The sequence below is a fragment of the Streptomyces sp. NPDC001714 genome, from assembly GCF_042892755.1.
Lineage (GTDB): Bacteria > Actinomycetota > Actinomycetes > Streptomycetales > Streptomycetaceae > Streptomyces.
This window is the reverse complement of record NZ_JBIAUL010000044.1, coordinates 18,035-33,088: the sequence shown is the minus strand read 5'-3', so window position 1 is coordinate 33,088 and position 15,054 is coordinate 18,035. Positions and strand designations below refer to the sequence as shown.

Annotated in this window: 12 protein-coding genes; 8 read left to right on the top strand and 4 right to left on the bottom strand. The window is 71.0% G+C overall.

Going from position 1 to position 15,054, the window contains the following annotated elements:
- Window positions 1-97: 97 nt before the first annotated feature.
- The gene (locus tag ACFY0P_RS50745; protein ID WP_388929297.1) at window positions 98-754 is read right to left on the bottom strand and encodes a TetR/AcrR family transcriptional regulator; all 657 of its coding nucleotides are present in this window, start codon (window positions 752-754) and stop codon (window positions 98-100) included.
- A 171-nt stretch (window positions 755-925) separates the two neighbouring features.
- On the opposite strand from ACFY0P_RS50745, the gene ACFY0P_RS50740 reads away from it, so the two are divergent.
- A complete protein-coding gene (locus tag ACFY0P_RS50740) occupies window positions 926-1,663 on the top strand; it encodes an SDR family NAD(P)-dependent oxidoreductase (RefSeq protein WP_388929296.1) in 738 nt (245 codons plus the stop codon).
- A 159-nt stretch (window positions 1,664-1,822) separates the two neighbouring features.
- Window positions 1,823-2,227 carry an OsmC family protein gene (locus ACFY0P_RS50735; protein ID WP_388929295.1) on the top strand — a complete coding sequence of 135 codons (405 nt, stop codon included), beginning with the start codon at window positions 1,823-1,825 and terminating at the stop codon, window positions 2,225-2,227.
- An 85-nt stretch (window positions 2,228-2,312) separates the two neighbouring features.
- On the opposite strand, the gene ACFY0P_RS50730 is transcribed toward ACFY0P_RS50735, so the two are convergent.
- The 3 genes from ACFY0P_RS50730 to ACFY0P_RS50720 form a co-directional block, all read right to left on the bottom strand.
- Entirely contained in the window at window positions 2,313-3,032 is a 720-nt protein-coding gene (locus ACFY0P_RS50730) for an alpha/beta fold hydrolase (RefSeq protein ID WP_388929294.1), read from the bottom strand.
- A 48-nt stretch (window positions 3,033-3,080) separates the two neighbouring features.
- On the bottom strand, window positions 3,081-4,031 hold the full coding sequence (locus ACFY0P_RS50725) for an alpha/beta hydrolase (protein WP_388929293.1): 951 nt from the start codon (window positions 4,029-4,031) through the stop codon (window positions 3,081-3,083).
- A gap of 127 nt (window positions 4,032-4,158) precedes the next feature.
- The gene (locus ACFY0P_RS50720; RefSeq protein ID WP_388929292.1) at window positions 4,159-4,935 is read right to left on the bottom strand and encodes a DUF427 domain-containing protein; all 777 of its coding nucleotides are present in this window, start codon (window positions 4,933-4,935) and stop codon (window positions 4,159-4,161) included.
- Window positions 4,936-5,358: 423 nt separating this feature from the next.
- Here ACFY0P_RS50720 and ACFY0P_RS50715 point away from each other — a divergent pair, with 423 nt between their 5' ends.
- The 6 genes from ACFY0P_RS50715 (at window position 5,359) to ACFY0P_RS50690 (ending at window position 14,843) form a co-directional block, all read left to right on the top strand.
- Window positions 5,359-6,306 carry an alpha/beta fold hydrolase gene (locus ACFY0P_RS50715; protein WP_388929291.1) on the top strand — a complete coding sequence of 316 codons (948 nt, stop codon included), beginning with the start codon at window positions 5,359-5,361 and terminating at the stop codon, window positions 6,304-6,306.
- Between the two features lie 122 nt (window positions 6,307-6,428).
- The gene (locus ACFY0P_RS50710) at window positions 6,429-6,923 is read left to right on the top strand and encodes a cupin domain-containing protein (protein ID WP_361416883.1); all 495 of its coding nucleotides are present in this window, start codon (window positions 6,429-6,431) and stop codon (window positions 6,921-6,923) included.
- Window positions 6,924-7,587: 664 nt separating this feature from the next.
- Complete coding sequence (locus tag ACFY0P_RS50705) at window positions 7,588-7,893, top strand: hypothetical protein (protein ID WP_388929290.1); 306 nt, start codon at window positions 7,588-7,590, stop codon at window positions 7,891-7,893.
- A gap of 86 nt (window positions 7,894-7,979) precedes the next feature.
- Entirely contained in the window at window positions 7,980-10,667 is a 2,688-nt protein-coding gene (aceE, locus tag ACFY0P_RS50700) for a pyruvate dehydrogenase (acetyl-transferring), homodimeric type (protein WP_388929289.1), read from the top strand.
- A 17-nt stretch (window positions 10,668-10,684) separates the two neighbouring features.
- Window positions 10,685-11,881, top strand: coding sequence for a 2-oxo acid dehydrogenase subunit E2 (locus tag ACFY0P_RS50695; RefSeq protein ID WP_388929288.1), 1,197 nt, complete (start codon window positions 10,685-10,687; stop codon window positions 11,879-11,881).
- Between the two features lie 196 nt (window positions 11,882-12,077).
- A complete protein-coding gene (locus ACFY0P_RS50690) occupies window positions 12,078-14,843 on the top strand; it encodes an ATP-binding protein (protein ID WP_388929287.1) in 2,766 nt (921 codons plus the stop codon).
- The last annotated feature ends 211 nt before the right edge of the window (window positions 14,844-15,054 follow it).

The following is a 15,054-nucleotide window of genomic DNA, read 5'->3' as shown; positions in this document are numbered from 1 at the left end:
GGCTCGACCGAAACACCGCCGTCCGACATGAAGAATCCTCGATCCCACAGGCCATGTGATCAACCCCCGAAGGACTTCGAGCGTCGACCACTTAGTGTCACGTTTTCGTCGACGCAGAGACGCCCGACGGGTCCGCCATCCGCAGCTGGGCGGGGGGCGGATGCGGCAGGGCCGCGCGGTCACGGGCCCGCAGTCCGTCGAACGCGATCTCCAGGAAGCGTTCCCACGCCCGCGGTTCGCGGTGCAGCAGCGGCTGGGCGGTCTGGTGGATGCCGCCGAGGAGCAGCACGACGTCGGTTCCGGTGATGTCACCGCGGACGGCCTCTTGTTCTCTGGCCCGGGCGGTGAGGTCCTCGACCGTGTCGCAGAGCCGGTCGATGGCCTCGCGTACGTTCGCGTGCTGCAGCGAGGGCCGACCGATGACGTCGCAGAACGCACGGTCGGCGGCGAGCAGGCCGATTCCCTGTCCCATGAAGTCCTTCAGCGCACGGCCGGCGTCATCGGCGCGCAGGAGCCGGTCCGCCGTCTCCAGTAGCCGGTCGAGCAGCTGCATCATGATCGCCGCGAGAAGGTCGTCCTTCGTCGGGAAGTGCCGGAACACCGTGCCCTTGGCGACGCCGGCCCGCTGGGCGATCGTGTGCATCGACACGTCCACCCCGCATTCGGCGAAGGCCTCGGTGGCCGCTCGCAGGAGCAGCCGCCGATTGCGCACGCTGTCGGCCCTGGCCTGCGCTGCCGCCGTTCTCCCGGCCATGACGCCTCCCTCTGAGTGTCACAACATTAACACTGAACATGACTCACGGATCATTTTCAGTGTTACGCTGGCACAACATGACCCCTCGGTCATCTTCTCGGGCCGCCCTGTCCTGTCCTCGCACACGACACTGCCTGCCCGTCTCACCCCACTACCCCTTTCGGAGTTGACATGAGTTCCGTTCTCGACCCCAAGGTCGTCCTTGTCACCGGCGCCTCGTCCGGCATCGGCAGGGCGACCGCACTGGAGCTGTCGAAGGCGGGGGCCACCGTGGCCGTCGGCGGCCGCAGGACCGACCGGCTCGAAGCACTGGCGCAGGAAGCACCCGGGGAGATCCTCGTCCTGGACATGGATGTCAGCGACCCCGAGTCGGTGCGCAAGGCCGTCGACCGGACCGTCGAACGCTTCGACACCCTCGACATCGTCGTGAACAACGCCGGCATCATGCTCACCGGCCCCGTCCTTGACGCCGATCCCGCGGAATGGACCCGCATGGTGGAGACCAACCTGCTGGGCTCCATGTACACGGTGCACGCCGCGCTGCCCCACCTGCTGCGCTCCCGCGGCGCGGTGGTCCAGATCTCCTCCACCTCGGGCCGTATCTCCTCGGCCGGCGCCGCGGTCTACTCCGCCACCAAGTTCGGCGTCAACGCCTTCGCCGAGGCGCTGCGCCAAGAGGTGACCGAGCAGGGGGTCCGCGTCGTCGTCGTGGAGCCGGGCTTCGTGTCGACCGAGTTGGCCGACCACATCACGGACCCCACCAGGCGTGCCGCGGTCAAGACCATGGCCGAGTCGATGCGGACCCTTCAGCCGGAAGACATCGCGGCCGCGGTGGTCTACGCCGTCACACAGCCCGACCACGTCGCGGTCAACGAGATCCTCGTACGCCCCACCGACCAGTCCCGCTGATCACCCCCTGATCAACCGCGGGGCGGCAACCGCCGCCCCGCACCCCCAGCTTGCAGCCGAGTACGGGCACGCCGGCCGTCACAGTCGGGCGCCCCGCACTGTCTGAGCTTCGGGAGGCACAAGTCGTGCCTCTGCCCGTACCTCGGCTGAGAGGCAAGCATGAACACGCGCATCGTTACCGTGGCCGAAGGAAAGCAGCTCGCGCGCTCCGTGGCGATCGGTACACACCGCCTGACAGCCGACGAGCCGGAGCCCGCCGGCAGCGACACCGGCCCCACCCCGGGCGAACTCCTCCTGGCCGCGCTCGGAGCGTGCACGTCCATGGCGGTGCGGGCCTACGCGCAGCGCCACGAGTGGCCGCTGGACCGAGTGGACGTCGCGGTCCGCTTCGACGCACAGGGGCAGGTGGTCAAGAACATCGGGCTCGTCGGGGAGTTGACACCCGATCAGCGGGACCAGCTCCTGGCGGTCGCAGGACGCTGTCCTGTCCATCGGCTGCTGACCAAGGACGTCACGATCATCACGGTGCCCACCCTGCTCGCGGAGCCCTCACCGCTGCCGTGACGCAGGGGGCTCACACAAGAACGCGGGGTGCGGGGTCCGGCCGTGAAGCCGGACCCCGCGTCCGTCAGGCGCGTGCCTCCGGCGCTCAGGCGGTCGCCTGCGCGGCCTCGTTGATCAGACGGGCCACGTCACCGGGGCGCGAGACACTGACCGCGTGGGAGGCGGAGACCTTCATGACGGAGGCCCCGGCCCGCTCGGCCATGTAGGTCTGCACCTGCGGGGGGATGTTCCGGTCCTCGTCCGCCACCAGCACCCAGGAGCGGATGTCCCGCCACGCGGGCGCGGACGCGCCCTCCGCCAGCGCGGCATCGGCCACCGGCCGCTGTGTCGCGGCCATGACGGCCGTGGTCTCCTCGGGGACGTCAGCGGCGAACTGATCGTGGAACTTGGCCTGTTCGATGTACAGGTCCATGACCTGCCTGCCGTCGGGCAGCGTCACCGGCACGGGCCGGAGCGTGTCGCCGAGGGTGCTGCCGGGGAACTTGCCCGACAGGGTGACGGCGCTCTCGCCCTCCTCCGGCAGGAACGCGGCGACGAAGACGAGCGCCTTGACCTCGGGCAGTCCCTTGGCCGCGTTGCTGATGACGGACCCGCCGTAGGAATGGCCGACGAGGACGACGGGGCCCTCGACGGACGTCACGATCTGCCGGACGTAGTCGGCGTCGGTGGTCAGTCCGCGCAGCGGATTGGCGACGGCGATCACCGGATAGTCGTGCGCGAGCAGCTTGTCGACGACGCCGTTCCAGCTGGAGGCGTCCGCGAACGCGCCGTGTACGAGGACGATGGTGGGCTTGTGTGCACTCATGGAGACTGGCCTTTCGATGTGCCGGGGAATGTGGTCGGGTCTGCGGTGTCAGTCGGTTCCGAGAGCCTTGCGCAGCACGTGGATGGCCTGCTCGATCGCGGCGGTCGACGCCTGGGTGCCGCGGACCGTGTTCAGCATCATGAAGTCGTGCAGGGAGGCGTTGTAGCGGATGGTGGTCGTCGTCACACCGGCCTGGATGAGCTTGCGGGCGTAGGCCTCGCCCTCGTCGCGCAGCACGTCGTTCTCGTCGACGACGACATGCGCCGGCGGCAGGTCCCGGAGGTCTTCCAGCGTCGCCCGCAACGGCGAGGCGGTGATCTGGGCGCGCTCGGCGGGGTCGGTGGTGTAGGCGTCCCAGAACCATTCCATGGCCTTGGCCGTCAGATGCGGGCCGTGCGCGAAGGTCCGGTAGCTCTCGGTGTCCTGGGCCGCGTCGGTGACGGGGTAGTACAGCGACTGGTGCACGAAGGCCACGTCGCCCCGCTGCTTAGCCATGTGGGTCAGCGCGGCGGTCATGTTGCCGCCGACCGAGTCACCGGCGACGGCCAGGCGGGAGGCGTCGAGGCCTTCGCCGGCGCCCTCGGTGGTGATCCACCGGGCGATCGCGTAGGCCTGCTCGATGGCGACCGGGTACTTGGCCTCCGGGGAGCGGTCATACTCGACGAAGACCAGGGCGGCGTTCACCCCGACGGTCAGCTCGCGCACGAGCCGGTCGTGCGTGCCGGCGTTGCCGAGGATCCAGCCGCCGCCGTGCACGTAGAGGATGACGGGCAGGGGGCCAGAGCTGCCGACGGGCTTGAGGATGCGCACCCGCACGTCGCCGACCTCCGCCGGAACGGTGATCCACTTCTCGTCCACGTCGGGCTTCTCGATGGGCTGGGCCTGCACGTCGTCGAGCAGCTTGCGCGCGCCCTCGACCCCGAGCTCGTACAGCAGCGGCGGCTTGGCGGTCGCGTCGGCGAAATCCTGCGCGGCGGGCTCGAGAACGATGTCGCTCATGGTGTGTTCCTTCTCTGGCGATTAAGGAGGACTTTGCACACCTTGGGACCAGGCCCGCAGCAGATGTGTGACACCAGAAGGTCCCGGGCAGTCGAGCGCGGCCCGGGACCGGACACCGGAGCAGGGGCTAGGAACGGAGTACGCCGGGCCTCGGCAGCGGCTCGCCGTCCACGAAGAGGTCGACATGCTCGTTGTAGAAGGCCGTCAGGCCCGCGATGCGGTTGGCGTGGATGGTCGGGAAGTCGTACGCCCAGGCGATGTCCTCGTGGGCGGCGGTGGCGCCGTCGAACGACCAGTAGCCGCTCGTCGTTCCCTTGTACGGGCAACGGGTCACCGTGTCGGTCCTCCGCAGTCGGGTCCAGTCGACGTGCGCGCGGTCGAGGTAGTAGCGCGTCGGCAGGCCGGTCTCGAAGAGTTTGATGCACGCCGGCGCCTCCGCCAGGACCACGCCCTCCAGCTCCACGCGGACGCTGCTGGAGGAACGCACGGCGTCCACACGCGAGTACGGGCTCCTGGGGTGGACGAAGACGGGTTCGTCCTCCTCGAACCAGTAGTCGATGGCCGGCCACTCGAAGCGCACCGTGCCCTGGAGAGGCGCCGGGGCGTCCTTCCCCCACACCCAGGCGGCACCGGGACGTGAGTCCCCGCCAACGGACAGAGTGTGCCGGTGCGCCGTGCCCGCACCGTGCTCCTCGGCGACCCCTTCGTCGTCGAGAACGCCGTCGACGAGGTCCCGCACAGGGATGCTGAACTGCGGATAGGCCTGCCACTCCCAGACGTAGAGGGCGCGCCGCGTGTCGAAGACGGTGCGACCGCCGATCACGCCCCTGATCCGGCGGGGCACCGGCTCCACGTGCCCGACGGGCACCAGGAAGCTCGGATGCAGAACACTTTCGGTTTCCATGGTCATCACCTAAGTCGGTCGGAGGTTCCGCGCCCGTTCGGACCGGACGCGGAGAGTGTGTGCGCCCGGGACGCCCATCCTCGGGCCGTCACGGTCGCGGGGTTCGTCCGGCGCCGATGCACACAGCGCTGAGCAGGGCTTGCTTCGCTGTCACAGCAGGTGGCGAAGGCCGGTCTGTGCGGGGAGACGGTCCCCCATGGAGAGGAGATCACGCCGTGCACACGCGTACCCATTATGACGCCAACACGCATGACACTAACAAGACAACCTTCTCATGCACACTGTGCACACTGTCACCGAGGGCCGGACCCGGCGGCGGCCGGGCCCGGTAACGCACCCGGCCACACCAGCCGGTATCCCAGCCGCGCCCGACCGGAATCGCGGCTCCCCTCTCCCCCACCGCTCCTTCGTCGGAGGATTCGCATGTCAGCCCTGCCCCTGCTCGCCCCCCTGCGACGCGTCACGACCGACGTGCTCGAAGTCGCCTATTACGAGACGGGCTCCCCCGACGGTGACACCGTCGTCCTTCTGCACGGTTTCCCCTACGACATCCACAGTTACGTGGGCGTGGCCCCCCTGCTGGCCGAAGGCGGATTCCGCGTCATCGTCCCCCACCTGCGGGGGCACGGCCCCACCAGATTCCTGTCCGACTCCCTTCCCCGTTCCGGCCAGCAGGCGGCCCTGGGGGCCGACGTCATCGCGCTCCTGGACGCCCTCGGCATCGAGCGGGCCTACCTCGCCGGCTACGACTGGGGCGGTCGCGCGGCCACGGTCGCCGCGGCGCTGTGGCCCGAACGGGTCCTCGGCCTGGTCTGCGTCAACGGCTACCTGATCCAGGACATCGGCGCCGCCATAAACCCCATCTCCCCCGAACTGGAGGCGGGTTTCTGGTACTTCTACTACTTCCTCACCGAGCGCGGCCGCACCGGACTGGCAGCCGATCCACGGGGCGTCGCCCGGGTCATCTGGAAACGCAACTCCCCCGTGTGGGCCTTCGGCGAGGCCGAACTGGAGCGGGCCGCCGAGGCCTTCACCAATCCGGACTACGTCGACGTCGTCATCCACTCCTACCGGCACCGGCTCGGCCTGGCACCGGGCGCGGACGCCTACGCCGAGCTGGAAGCCCGCCTCGCCGGCCTTCCTCCGATCACCGTCCCCACGGTCACCCTGGACGGCACCGCCGACGGCAACTTCCCGGCGACTGACGGGTCATCGACCGCTCACCACTTCACCGGCCCCCGCCTGCACCTTCAGGTCGCGGACGCGGGCCACAACCTGCCGCAGGAACGCCCCGAGGCATTCGCCGCGGCGGTACGGGACGTACGGGCCCTGCGACGGGGACACCCCCGCCACGACTGCCTCACCCGCTGACACCCGACCGCGCGGCACCGCGGCCCATCGCCGCGCCGGCGTCACATCGAACCGTGCCCACCGGTCACAACGAGTACGGGCGGGCACACGGCCGCCTGACTGCCACAGGAAAGGAAACCACCATGTCGTACCCCTACCCGGAACAGAAGTACTTCGGAGACAACGGCGAGGTCAGCGCCGTGTTCCGGCCTGCCGACACCCCACCCGACCTCGGCGAGAGCGGGCCGGGCAAGGACGCCACCCACTATCTGGCCACCACCGCGACCACCCGCGGCGAGTTCGGGCTGTACCGCGTCGAGATGAGGCCGCGGGCCGGCGGCCCGAAGACGCATTTCCACAAGCGGATCTCGGAGTCGTTCTACATCCTGGACGGCACCGTGCGCATCTTCGACGGTGTGCGCTGGGTGGACGCCCGCAAGGGCGACTTCCTGCACGTGCCGCAAGGCGGGCTGCACGCCTTCCGCAACGACTCCGACGCACCGGCGGACATGCTCCTGCTGTTCACACCGGGCGCGCCGCGCGAGGAGTACTTCGAGCAGGTGTCGCAGCTTGCGCACGCCTCGGAGGAGGAGCGCTCCGCGTTCTTCGACCGGCACGACTCCTACTTCGTGGAGTAGGTCCACCCCTCCGGTGTCCCGAGGCACCCGCGTCCTCCCCCGCGGTCGTGGTCGCGGGACACCCGCCGTCGGGACGATCCAGGTTCGGGTAACGGGCAGCTTGTCACAACAACACCTTTCGTCCGGTCAACAAGGCAGGGCGCGCGGGCGTATCCGACCTCGTCGCCGCCCTCCCAGCACGTCCTGGCCGTCACGCCCGACCCTCCCGCCCCTCCCGCCCCCGGCAAAGGAGACCGCATGAAAGTCGTCGTTGCAGGCTCCACGGGACGGATCGGCTCGAGAGCGGTCACCCGTCTGCGGGACCGTGGGGCGCAGGTGGTGCCCCTCTCCCGCGCCCTGGGCGTCAACGTCGGTGACGCTCACGCTCTGCGCCGAGCACTGCGCGGTGCGCAGATCCTGGTGGAGGTCACCGACGCGCCCTCGCGACAGCAGGACGTGAGCACGGCGTTCTTCGGCGACACCACCCGCAGCCTCCTGATGGCCGCCGGGGAGGCCGGCGTCGAGCACTGCGTGGCCCTGCCCGCCGTGGGCGCCGACCGCGTCGCCTCGGGTTGCCTCCGGGCCAAGGCCGCGCAGGAGGACTTCGTCCACCGCTCCGCACTGCGGTATTCCCTGGTGCGCGCCACCCCGTCTTTCGCGTCCGTGGAGAGCGCCATCTGCGGGCGTGCACGGGGGTGCATGCAGCCCCGCTGCTGCGGCCGGTCGCGGCCGGCGACGTCGCCGCCCCCTCGCCCACGTCGCCGTCGCGGTGCCGCTGTTCGGCGTCCTGGAGGCCACCGGACCCCAGGACCGACCGTTCGAGGACCTCGACGCCGATGTGCTCGCCGCCGCCCAGGCACGCGAAACTCCCGTGATCGGCGACGCACAGACGCCGTTCTTCAGTGCCCTGATCGGGGAGCGGAGCCTGCTGCCCGGACCGGACGCCCATCTGGGCCGTCACACGTCGGCCCAGCGGCTCAAAGGCCGCTGATCCACCCGCGCCGCACCGTCCGACGGCCCGCGGCATCCACCGCTCTCACCCGTCTCCCCCGCCCCATGCCTTGAGGAAGGCCGCCCATGAGTGACCCGTCCCGGCCCATCGCGTCCCCGTCGAGCAGTGAGCTCGACCAGCTTCCCGACCGTGACCGCGAGGAGACCGCCGAGTGGCAGGCCTCCCTCGACGCCGTCATACGCAACGCCGGACCCGATCGGGCGGTGTACCTGATTCGGCGGGTGCACGAGTACGCGGCCCGCGCCGGCCTGTCCGTGCCGGGGCTGCTCACCACGGACTACGTCAACACAGTCCCGGCGGCCGCGCAGCCGGCGTTCGACGGCGACATCGGCATGGAAACCAGGATCACCGCCCTGAACCGGTGGAACGCCGCGGCCATGGTCACCCGCGGCTCCCGGCTCGGCCTGGGCGGACACATCTCCACCTACGCCTCGTCGGCCTGGCTGTACGAGATCGGCTTCAACCACTTCTTCCGTGGCAAGGAAGAGGACGGCTCGGGCGACCAGTTGTTCCTCCAGGGGCACGCCTCGCCGGGCATCTACGCCCGGGTGTTCCTCGAAGGCCGCCTGAGCGAGCAGCAGTTGGACGGCTTCCGGCGCGAGGCCGGCGGTCACGGCCTCCCGTCCTACCCGCACCCCAGGCGCCTGCCGTGGCTGTGGGAGTTCCCGACCGTCTCCATGGGCCTCGGCCCTCTTGGCGCCGTCTACCAGGCACGCTTCAACCGCTATCTGCAGGCCCGCGGCATCAAGGACACCTCCGCCTCCCGCGTGTGGGCGTTCCTCGGCGACGGGGAGACGGACGAGCCGGAGGCCACAGCCGCCCTGACGCTGGCCTCCCGTGAGAGCCTGGACAACCTCACCTTCGTGATCAACTGCAACCTGCAACGCCTCGACGGGCCCGTGCGGTCCAACTCCAAGATCGTGCAGGAGCTGGAGGCCCGGTTCCGCGGGGCGGGCTGGAACGTCGTCAAGACCCTGTGGGGCGAGGCCTGGGACCCGCTGCTGGCCCAGGACACGACCGGCGACCTCGTGCGCCGCCTGGGCGAGGAGCCCGACGCCCAGATGCAGACCTTCGCCGCCCGGGACGCCGCCTACATCCGCAAGAACTTCTTCGTCGGAGACGCCCTGTCCGCACTCTCCGCCACCCTGAGCGACGCCCAGGTGGTGGAGCTCTTCGAGAATTCCCGCGGCGGGCACGAGCCGCTGAAGGTGTACGCCGCCTACCGGGCCGCCGTCGAACACAGGGGAGCACCCACAGTGATCCTCGCCCAGACGGTCAAGGGGCACACCCTCGGGTCGGCGTTCGAGTCCCGCAACGCCAACCACCAGATGAAGAAGCTGACCATGGCGCAGTTCCGCGAGCTGCGCGACGTGCTGGATCTGCCCATCCCCGACAGCGCCCTCGCCGGTGACCTCGTCCCCTTCTGGCATCCGGGGGAGAACTCGTCTGAGGTGCGGTACCTGCGCGAGCGGCGCGCCGCACTGGGCGGTCCCGCCCCCGCGCGCCGTGTGATCGCCAAGCCGCTGCCGGAGCCCGCCGCGCAACCGTTCGAGGCGCTGCTCAAGGGCTTCGGCCACCAGGAGGTCGCCACCACCATGGCCTTGGTCCGCCTGGTGAAGGACCTGATGCGGGACGGCCGCACCGGCGCCCGCTGGGTGCCGATCATCCCTGACGAGGCCCGTACCTTCGGCATGGAATCGATGTTCCCCACGGCCGGCATCTACTCACCGCAGGGCCAGACCTACGACCCCGTCGACGCCGACCAACTGCTGCACTACAGGGAGAGCGAGACCGGGCAGCTCCTCATCGAGGGCATCACCGAAGCCGGTTCCATGGCCGAGTTCACCGCCGCCGCGACCTCGTACGCCACCCACGGCGAGCCGATGATCCCGTTCTACATCTTCTACGCCATGTTCGGCTTCCAGCGCACCGGCGACCAGTTCTGGGCCCTCGCCGACCAGATGGGCCGCGGGTTCGTCGTCGGCGGCACCGCCGGACGCACCACCATGACTGGCGAAGGTCTCCAGCACGGCGACGGCCACTCGCACCTCCTGGCCGCCACCAACCCGGCGGCCGTCAGCTACGACCCGGCCTTCGCCTTCGAGATCGCGGTCATCGTCCGCGACGGCCTGCGCCGGATGTTCGGGGAGCGGCCGGAGAACGTCTTCTACTACCTCACGGTCTACAACGAGCCGAAGCCCCAGCCACCCATTCCTGCGTGGCCCGGCATCGAGGAGGGCATCGTCCGCGGCCTGTACCCGTTCCGACCCGGCGACCGCGCCGTGTCCGGCCCTCGGCTGCAGCTCCTGGCCTCCGGCACCGCCGTCCACTGGGCACTGCGTGCGCAGGAACTGCTCGCCGCCGACTGGAACGTGCGCGCCGATGTCTGGTCGGTGACGTCCTGGACGGAGCTGCGCCGGGACGCGATGGACGCCGACACCGCCCGCACGCGCGGCGAGACACGTGTGCCCTTCGTGACGGAGGCGCTCGCTGGTGCGCCAGGTCCCGTCCTGGCCGTCAGCGACTGGATGCGCCAGGTCCCCGACCAGATCGGCCAGTGGATCGAGCAGGACTACTACTCACTGGGGACGGACGGATTCGGCCTGTCCGACACCCGGGAGGACGTACGGCGCTACTTCCGCGTGGACGCCGAATCGATCACCGTGACGGCCCTGGACCGGCTGGTACGGGCCGGACAAGTGGACCCCGACACCGTCGACCGCGCCCGCAAGCACTACGGCCTGGACACCTGAAGGAGCCATACGCCGCCATGACTGTTTCCGTGACCCTTCCCGCGCTCGGCGAGTCCGTCACCGAGGGCACCGTGACCCGCTGGCTGAAGCAGCCCGGCGAGCACGTTCAGGAGGACGAACCGCTGCTGGAGGTGTCCACCGACAAGGTGGACACCGAGATCCCCGCTCCCGCCACGGGAGTCTTGCTGACCATCGTCGTCGGCGAGGACGAGACGGTCGAGGTGGGCGCCGAGCTCGCCGTCATCGGCCGGCCCGACGCCGAACCGTCGGCGGCGACCGCGGTCACCGCTGCCCCGGCCGCGCCGGTGACCGCACCGCAGCCCGCCCCCTCGTCGGCGCCGGTCGCGCAGCCGCCCGCCGCGGCGCCGATGCCGCACCCCCCACCCGCCGCCGACCCGGCACCGGCCCCGCACCCCGCAGCCGCCCGGATGCCGGCACCGGCACCCGCGGCCACTCCGGCTCCGCGCCCCATACCAGCAGCGGCTCTGCCGACGGCTGCCTTGCGCGGGCACACCGCCGCCGTCCCCCGGCTGCGCAAGGCCGTCGGCGACAGTCTCAAGCAGGCGCTGCTGGAGCAGGCGCAGCTGACCTCCACCGTCGAGGCCGACGCCACCGGCCTGCTGCGGCTGTGGCGGCGGACAGCGGACGGCTACCTGGCCCGCGAGGGCTTCGCCCTGACACCGTTGCCGTTCTTCGTCCTGGCCGCCGCGCAGGCGCTCAAGGCACATCCCGTCATCAACGCCAGGATCGACACCGGCGGCGCGACCATCACGTACTACGACACCGAGAACGTCGGCATCACGGTCGACACCGACCAGGGGCCGGTGACTCCGGTGGTGCGGGGCGCGGGCGATCTGACCGTCAGCGGCGTCGCCCGTGCCGTCCACGACCTCACCGACCACGCCCTCGCCGGCCGGCTCACGCCCGCGGACGTGGCCGGAGCCACCTTCACGGTCTCCGACACCGGAACACGCGGCGCCCTCTTCGACACCCTCATCGTCCCGCCGCACCAGGCAGCCATCCTGGGCGTGGGAGTCGCGGTCAGACGGCCCGCGGTCGTACAGGACGGCGACGAGGAGCTCATCGGTGTCCGCGACCTGGTCCACCTCTCACTCTCCTACGACCACCGGCTGGTGGACGGCGCGGACGCCGCCCGCTATCTGACCACTGTGAAGAAGATCGTCGAGGCTGCGGCGTTCGAGGACATACGCTGACGCGACGGCGGTGGCCACGGATACGCCGGACACGACCGCCGACGGTCCGGCAACACACGCCGGCCGGCCCCGGCCACGGCTCCACCACGGCCCGGCACGACGCCACTGCCCTGCGTCTCACCCACGAGGTGACCAGCGGCGCAGATGAGTTGTGTGGCCGAAGACCAGATATATACGCTCGCAGCCGGGGGTGTTCATGAAAGGCAAGAATCCGGGCTTCCTGCACGGGCGGCAGAGCGAGCGAGCGGTGCTGGACCGGCATCTGGCCAAGGTGCGCGACGGCCACAGCGCGGTCCTCGTTTTGCGCGGTGAGGCCGGTATCGGCAAGTCCGCCCTGCTGGAGTACGTGGCCGAGACCGCCGAGGACTGCACCGTGGTGCGCGCGGCGGGAGTCGAGGCCGAGATGGAGCTGGCTTTCGGGGGCCTGCACCAGCTGTGCGCGCCCTTCCTGGATCGCCTCGGGCACCTCCCCGATCCGCAGCGGACGGCCCTGGAGACCGCCTTCGGGCTCAGCGCGGGCACTCCCCCGGACCGGTTCCTCGTGGGGCTGGCGGTCCTCAGCCTGCTCGCCGACGTCGCAGAGGAGACGCCGCTGATCTGTCTCGTCGACGACGTGCAGTGGCTCGACCGCGTCTCGGCCCAGATCGTCGGGTTCGTCGCCCGTCGTCTGATGGCGGAGCGCGTGGGGCTGATCTTCGCTGTACGCGAGGCGGACGGGGAACGCGCCCTGCAAGGGCTGCCCGAGCTCACCCTCGGGGGGCTGAGCGAGCCTGACGCCCGCGCCCTGCTGACCTCGGTGCTTCCCGGCCGGTTCGACGAGCCGGTCCGCAGCAGGATTCTCGCCGAGGCGCGCGGCAATCCGCTGGCCCTGCTGGAACTGCCCCGCAGCGCCTCCGCAGCCGAACTCGCGGGCGGCTACGCCGCACCGTCGATGGGCCCGCTCGTCGGCAGGCTCGAGCACAACTTCAGCCTGCGCGTCGAGGAACTGCCCCCGCAGACGCGGCGGCTGCTGCTGCTCGCGGCGGCCGAGCCCGTCGGCGATGTCTCACTGCTCCGCCGCGCCGCCGAGATCCTCGGCGTGTCCATGAGCGAAGCCTCCCCCGCGGTGGCCGCGAACCTGCTGGAAGTGCGCACACGGGTCCAGTTCCGGCACCCGTTGGTGCGCTCGGCCGTCTACCGCGCGGCGGAACCGGCCGAGCGCCGGGAGGCGCACCGGGCACTGGCCGAGGCCACGGACGCGCGGTCCGACCCCGACCGCCGCGCCTGGCACCTGGCCCGCGCCACCGCGGAGCCCGACGAGTCCGTAGCGGACGAACTGGCCCGCTCGGCCGACCGCGCGCAGGCGCGTGGGGGCATCGCCGCGTCGGCGGCCTTCCTCGAACGAGCGGCCGAGTTGACACCTGATCCCTCCCGCCGCCGCAGCAGAGCGCTGGCAGCGGCCCGGGCCAAGTACCTCGCCGGAGCGTTCGACGCCGCGCTCGAGCTGCTGAACGTGGCCGAGATGGGCGCGCTCGACGATCTGCAACACGCCCAGGCCAGCCTGCTACGTGGGCAGATCACCTTCGGATCCCGCAGTGCCGGTGCCACCGTGCCGCTGCTGCTCACGGCGGCCCGGGAGTTCGAGCCGCTCGACGCCGGCATCGCGCGCGAGACCTACCGGGACGCGTTCTACGCGGCCCTCACTGCGGGCCGCCTGTCCAGCGGCCCCGGCCTCGATGAGGTCGCCCGGGCCGCACGCACCGCGCCCCCGACGGCTCACCCCGGACCCACCGACCTCTTCCTCGACGGCCTGGCCCTGGCCACCACGGACGGCTACGCGGCGGGCGCCCCGATTCTGCGCCGCGCACTGAACACGCTGCGGTGCGGCGGCTTCACGGTGGAACAGTCACTGGGCTGGCTCCCGTTCGCCTGCCGCATGGCCCACAACGTGTGGGACTTCGACAGCTGGAGCACCCTGTCGGCCAAGCTCGTCGGTCTGGCACGGGAGACGGGAACACTGTCCGTGCTCCCCTCGGCGCTCCTGCTGCGGCTGGCGAACCGGGTCTTCGCCGGTGATCTGGACGACGCGGACTCGCTCGCCGCGGAAGCGGTGACAATCGGCGAGGCCACCGGCAGCCACTTCCTCGCACACTACGGGGCGTTGGTGATCGAACCCTGGCGCGGCCGCGAGACCGAAACGCTGCGGGCGATCGGGACGATCACCGGCGACCGGACCCTCAGCGCCGAGGGAAAGGCTCTCACAGCTCCCCAGTGGGCGCTGGCCGTGCTGTACAACGGCCTCGGGCGATACGAGGAGGCCTGCGACGCCGCAGCCAAGGGTTGCGAGTACCCGCAGGAACTGGGGCTTGCCCTCTCCTCCCTGGTCGAGCTGGTGGAGGCAGCGGCCCGCAGCGGGAAGCGGGACCTCGCCGCCGAGGCCGCCGACCGCCTCGCGACCATCTGCCAGGCCAGTGGCACGGCCTGGGCGACGGGCACCTCCGCAGCGGCGCGTGCCCTGATCAGTGAGGGGGACACGGCCGACGCCCTGTACCGGGAGGCGATCGCCCGGCTGGAGAGCACCCCGGTGCGAACGGCGCTCGCACGCACCCGGCTGCTGTACGGCGAATGGCTGAGCCGCGAGAACCGCCGCGCCGAGGCCCGGGACCAGCTGACCCGCGCCCACGAGATCCTCGACCGGGCAGGCGCAAAGGCCTTCGCCGAGCGCGCCCGCCGGGAGCTGGAAGCTGCCGGGGAGACAGTGCGCAGGCGAGACACCGGCACCGACGAGGCCCTCACGCCCCAGGAGGCCCAGATCGCCCGGCTGGCCGGCGAAGGGCTGACCAACCTCGAGATCGGCGCGCAGCTGTTCCTCAGCCCGCACACCATCGAGTGGCATCTGCGCAAGGTGTTCAACAAGCTCGGGATCCGGTCCCGCAAACAGCTGGGCGCCGTGCTGCCGGGCGGGGCGGCGACCCCCGCCTGACCCCCGGGGGCGGCGCCATCGGCCGGGGTGCGATCCGCGTGCCGCGCCGCGCCCGGTCGGGAGCCCGCGCGGGCCGCACAGGCGGCCTCCCCGCCTCGCGGTGCGCTCACGAACTCCTCTGGCCATGGCCGTGGCTCCGGGCCGTCTGGGGCAGGTCCTGCAGAGGTCCGGTCCCCTTGAGGCCCGGTCCCGGCCAGGGGCCAGGGCGCGG

Bases quoted from the DNA above. Each gene is read 5' to 3' on its own strand.
- ACFY0P_RS50715 (WP_388929291.1), top strand. From the start codon at position 5,359: ATGTCAGCCCTGCCCCTGCTCGCCCCCCTGCGACGCGTCACGACCGAC.
- ACFY0P_RS50690 (WP_388929287.1), top strand. From the start codon at position 12,078: ATGAAAGGCAAGAATCCGGGCTTCCTGCACGGGCGGCAGAGCGAGCGA.
- ACFY0P_RS50720 (WP_388929292.1), bottom strand. From the start codon at position 4,935: ATGGAAACCGAAAGTGTTCTGCATCCGAGCTTCCTGGTGCCCGTCGGG.
- ACFY0P_RS50710 (WP_361416883.1), top strand. From the start codon at position 6,429: ATGTCGTACCCCTACCCGGAACAGAAGTACTTCGGAGACAACGGCGAG.
- aceE (WP_388929289.1), top strand. From the start codon at position 7,980: ATGAGTGACCCGTCCCGGCCCATCGCGTCCCCGTCGAGCAGTGAGCTC.
- ACFY0P_RS50745 (WP_388929297.1), bottom strand. From the start codon at position 754: ATGGCCGGGAGAACGGCGGCAGCGCAGGCCAGGGCCGACAGCGTGCGC.
- ACFY0P_RS50725 (WP_388929293.1), bottom strand. From the start codon at position 4,031: ATGAGCGACATCGTTCTCGAGCCCGCCGCGCAGGATTTCGCCGACGCG.
- ACFY0P_RS50730 (WP_388929294.1), bottom strand. From the start codon at position 3,032: ATGAGTGCACACAAGCCCACCATCGTCCTCGTACACGGCGCGTTCGCG.
- ACFY0P_RS50695 (WP_388929288.1), top strand. From the start codon at position 10,685: ATGACTGTTTCCGTGACCCTTCCCGCGCTCGGCGAGTCCGTCACCGAG.
- ACFY0P_RS50740 (WP_388929296.1), top strand. From the start codon at position 926: ATGAGTTCCGTTCTCGACCCCAAGGTCGTCCTTGTCACCGGCGCCTCG.
- ACFY0P_RS50735 (WP_388929295.1), top strand. From the start codon at position 1,823: ATGAACACGCGCATCGTTACCGTGGCCGAAGGAAAGCAGCTCGCGCGC.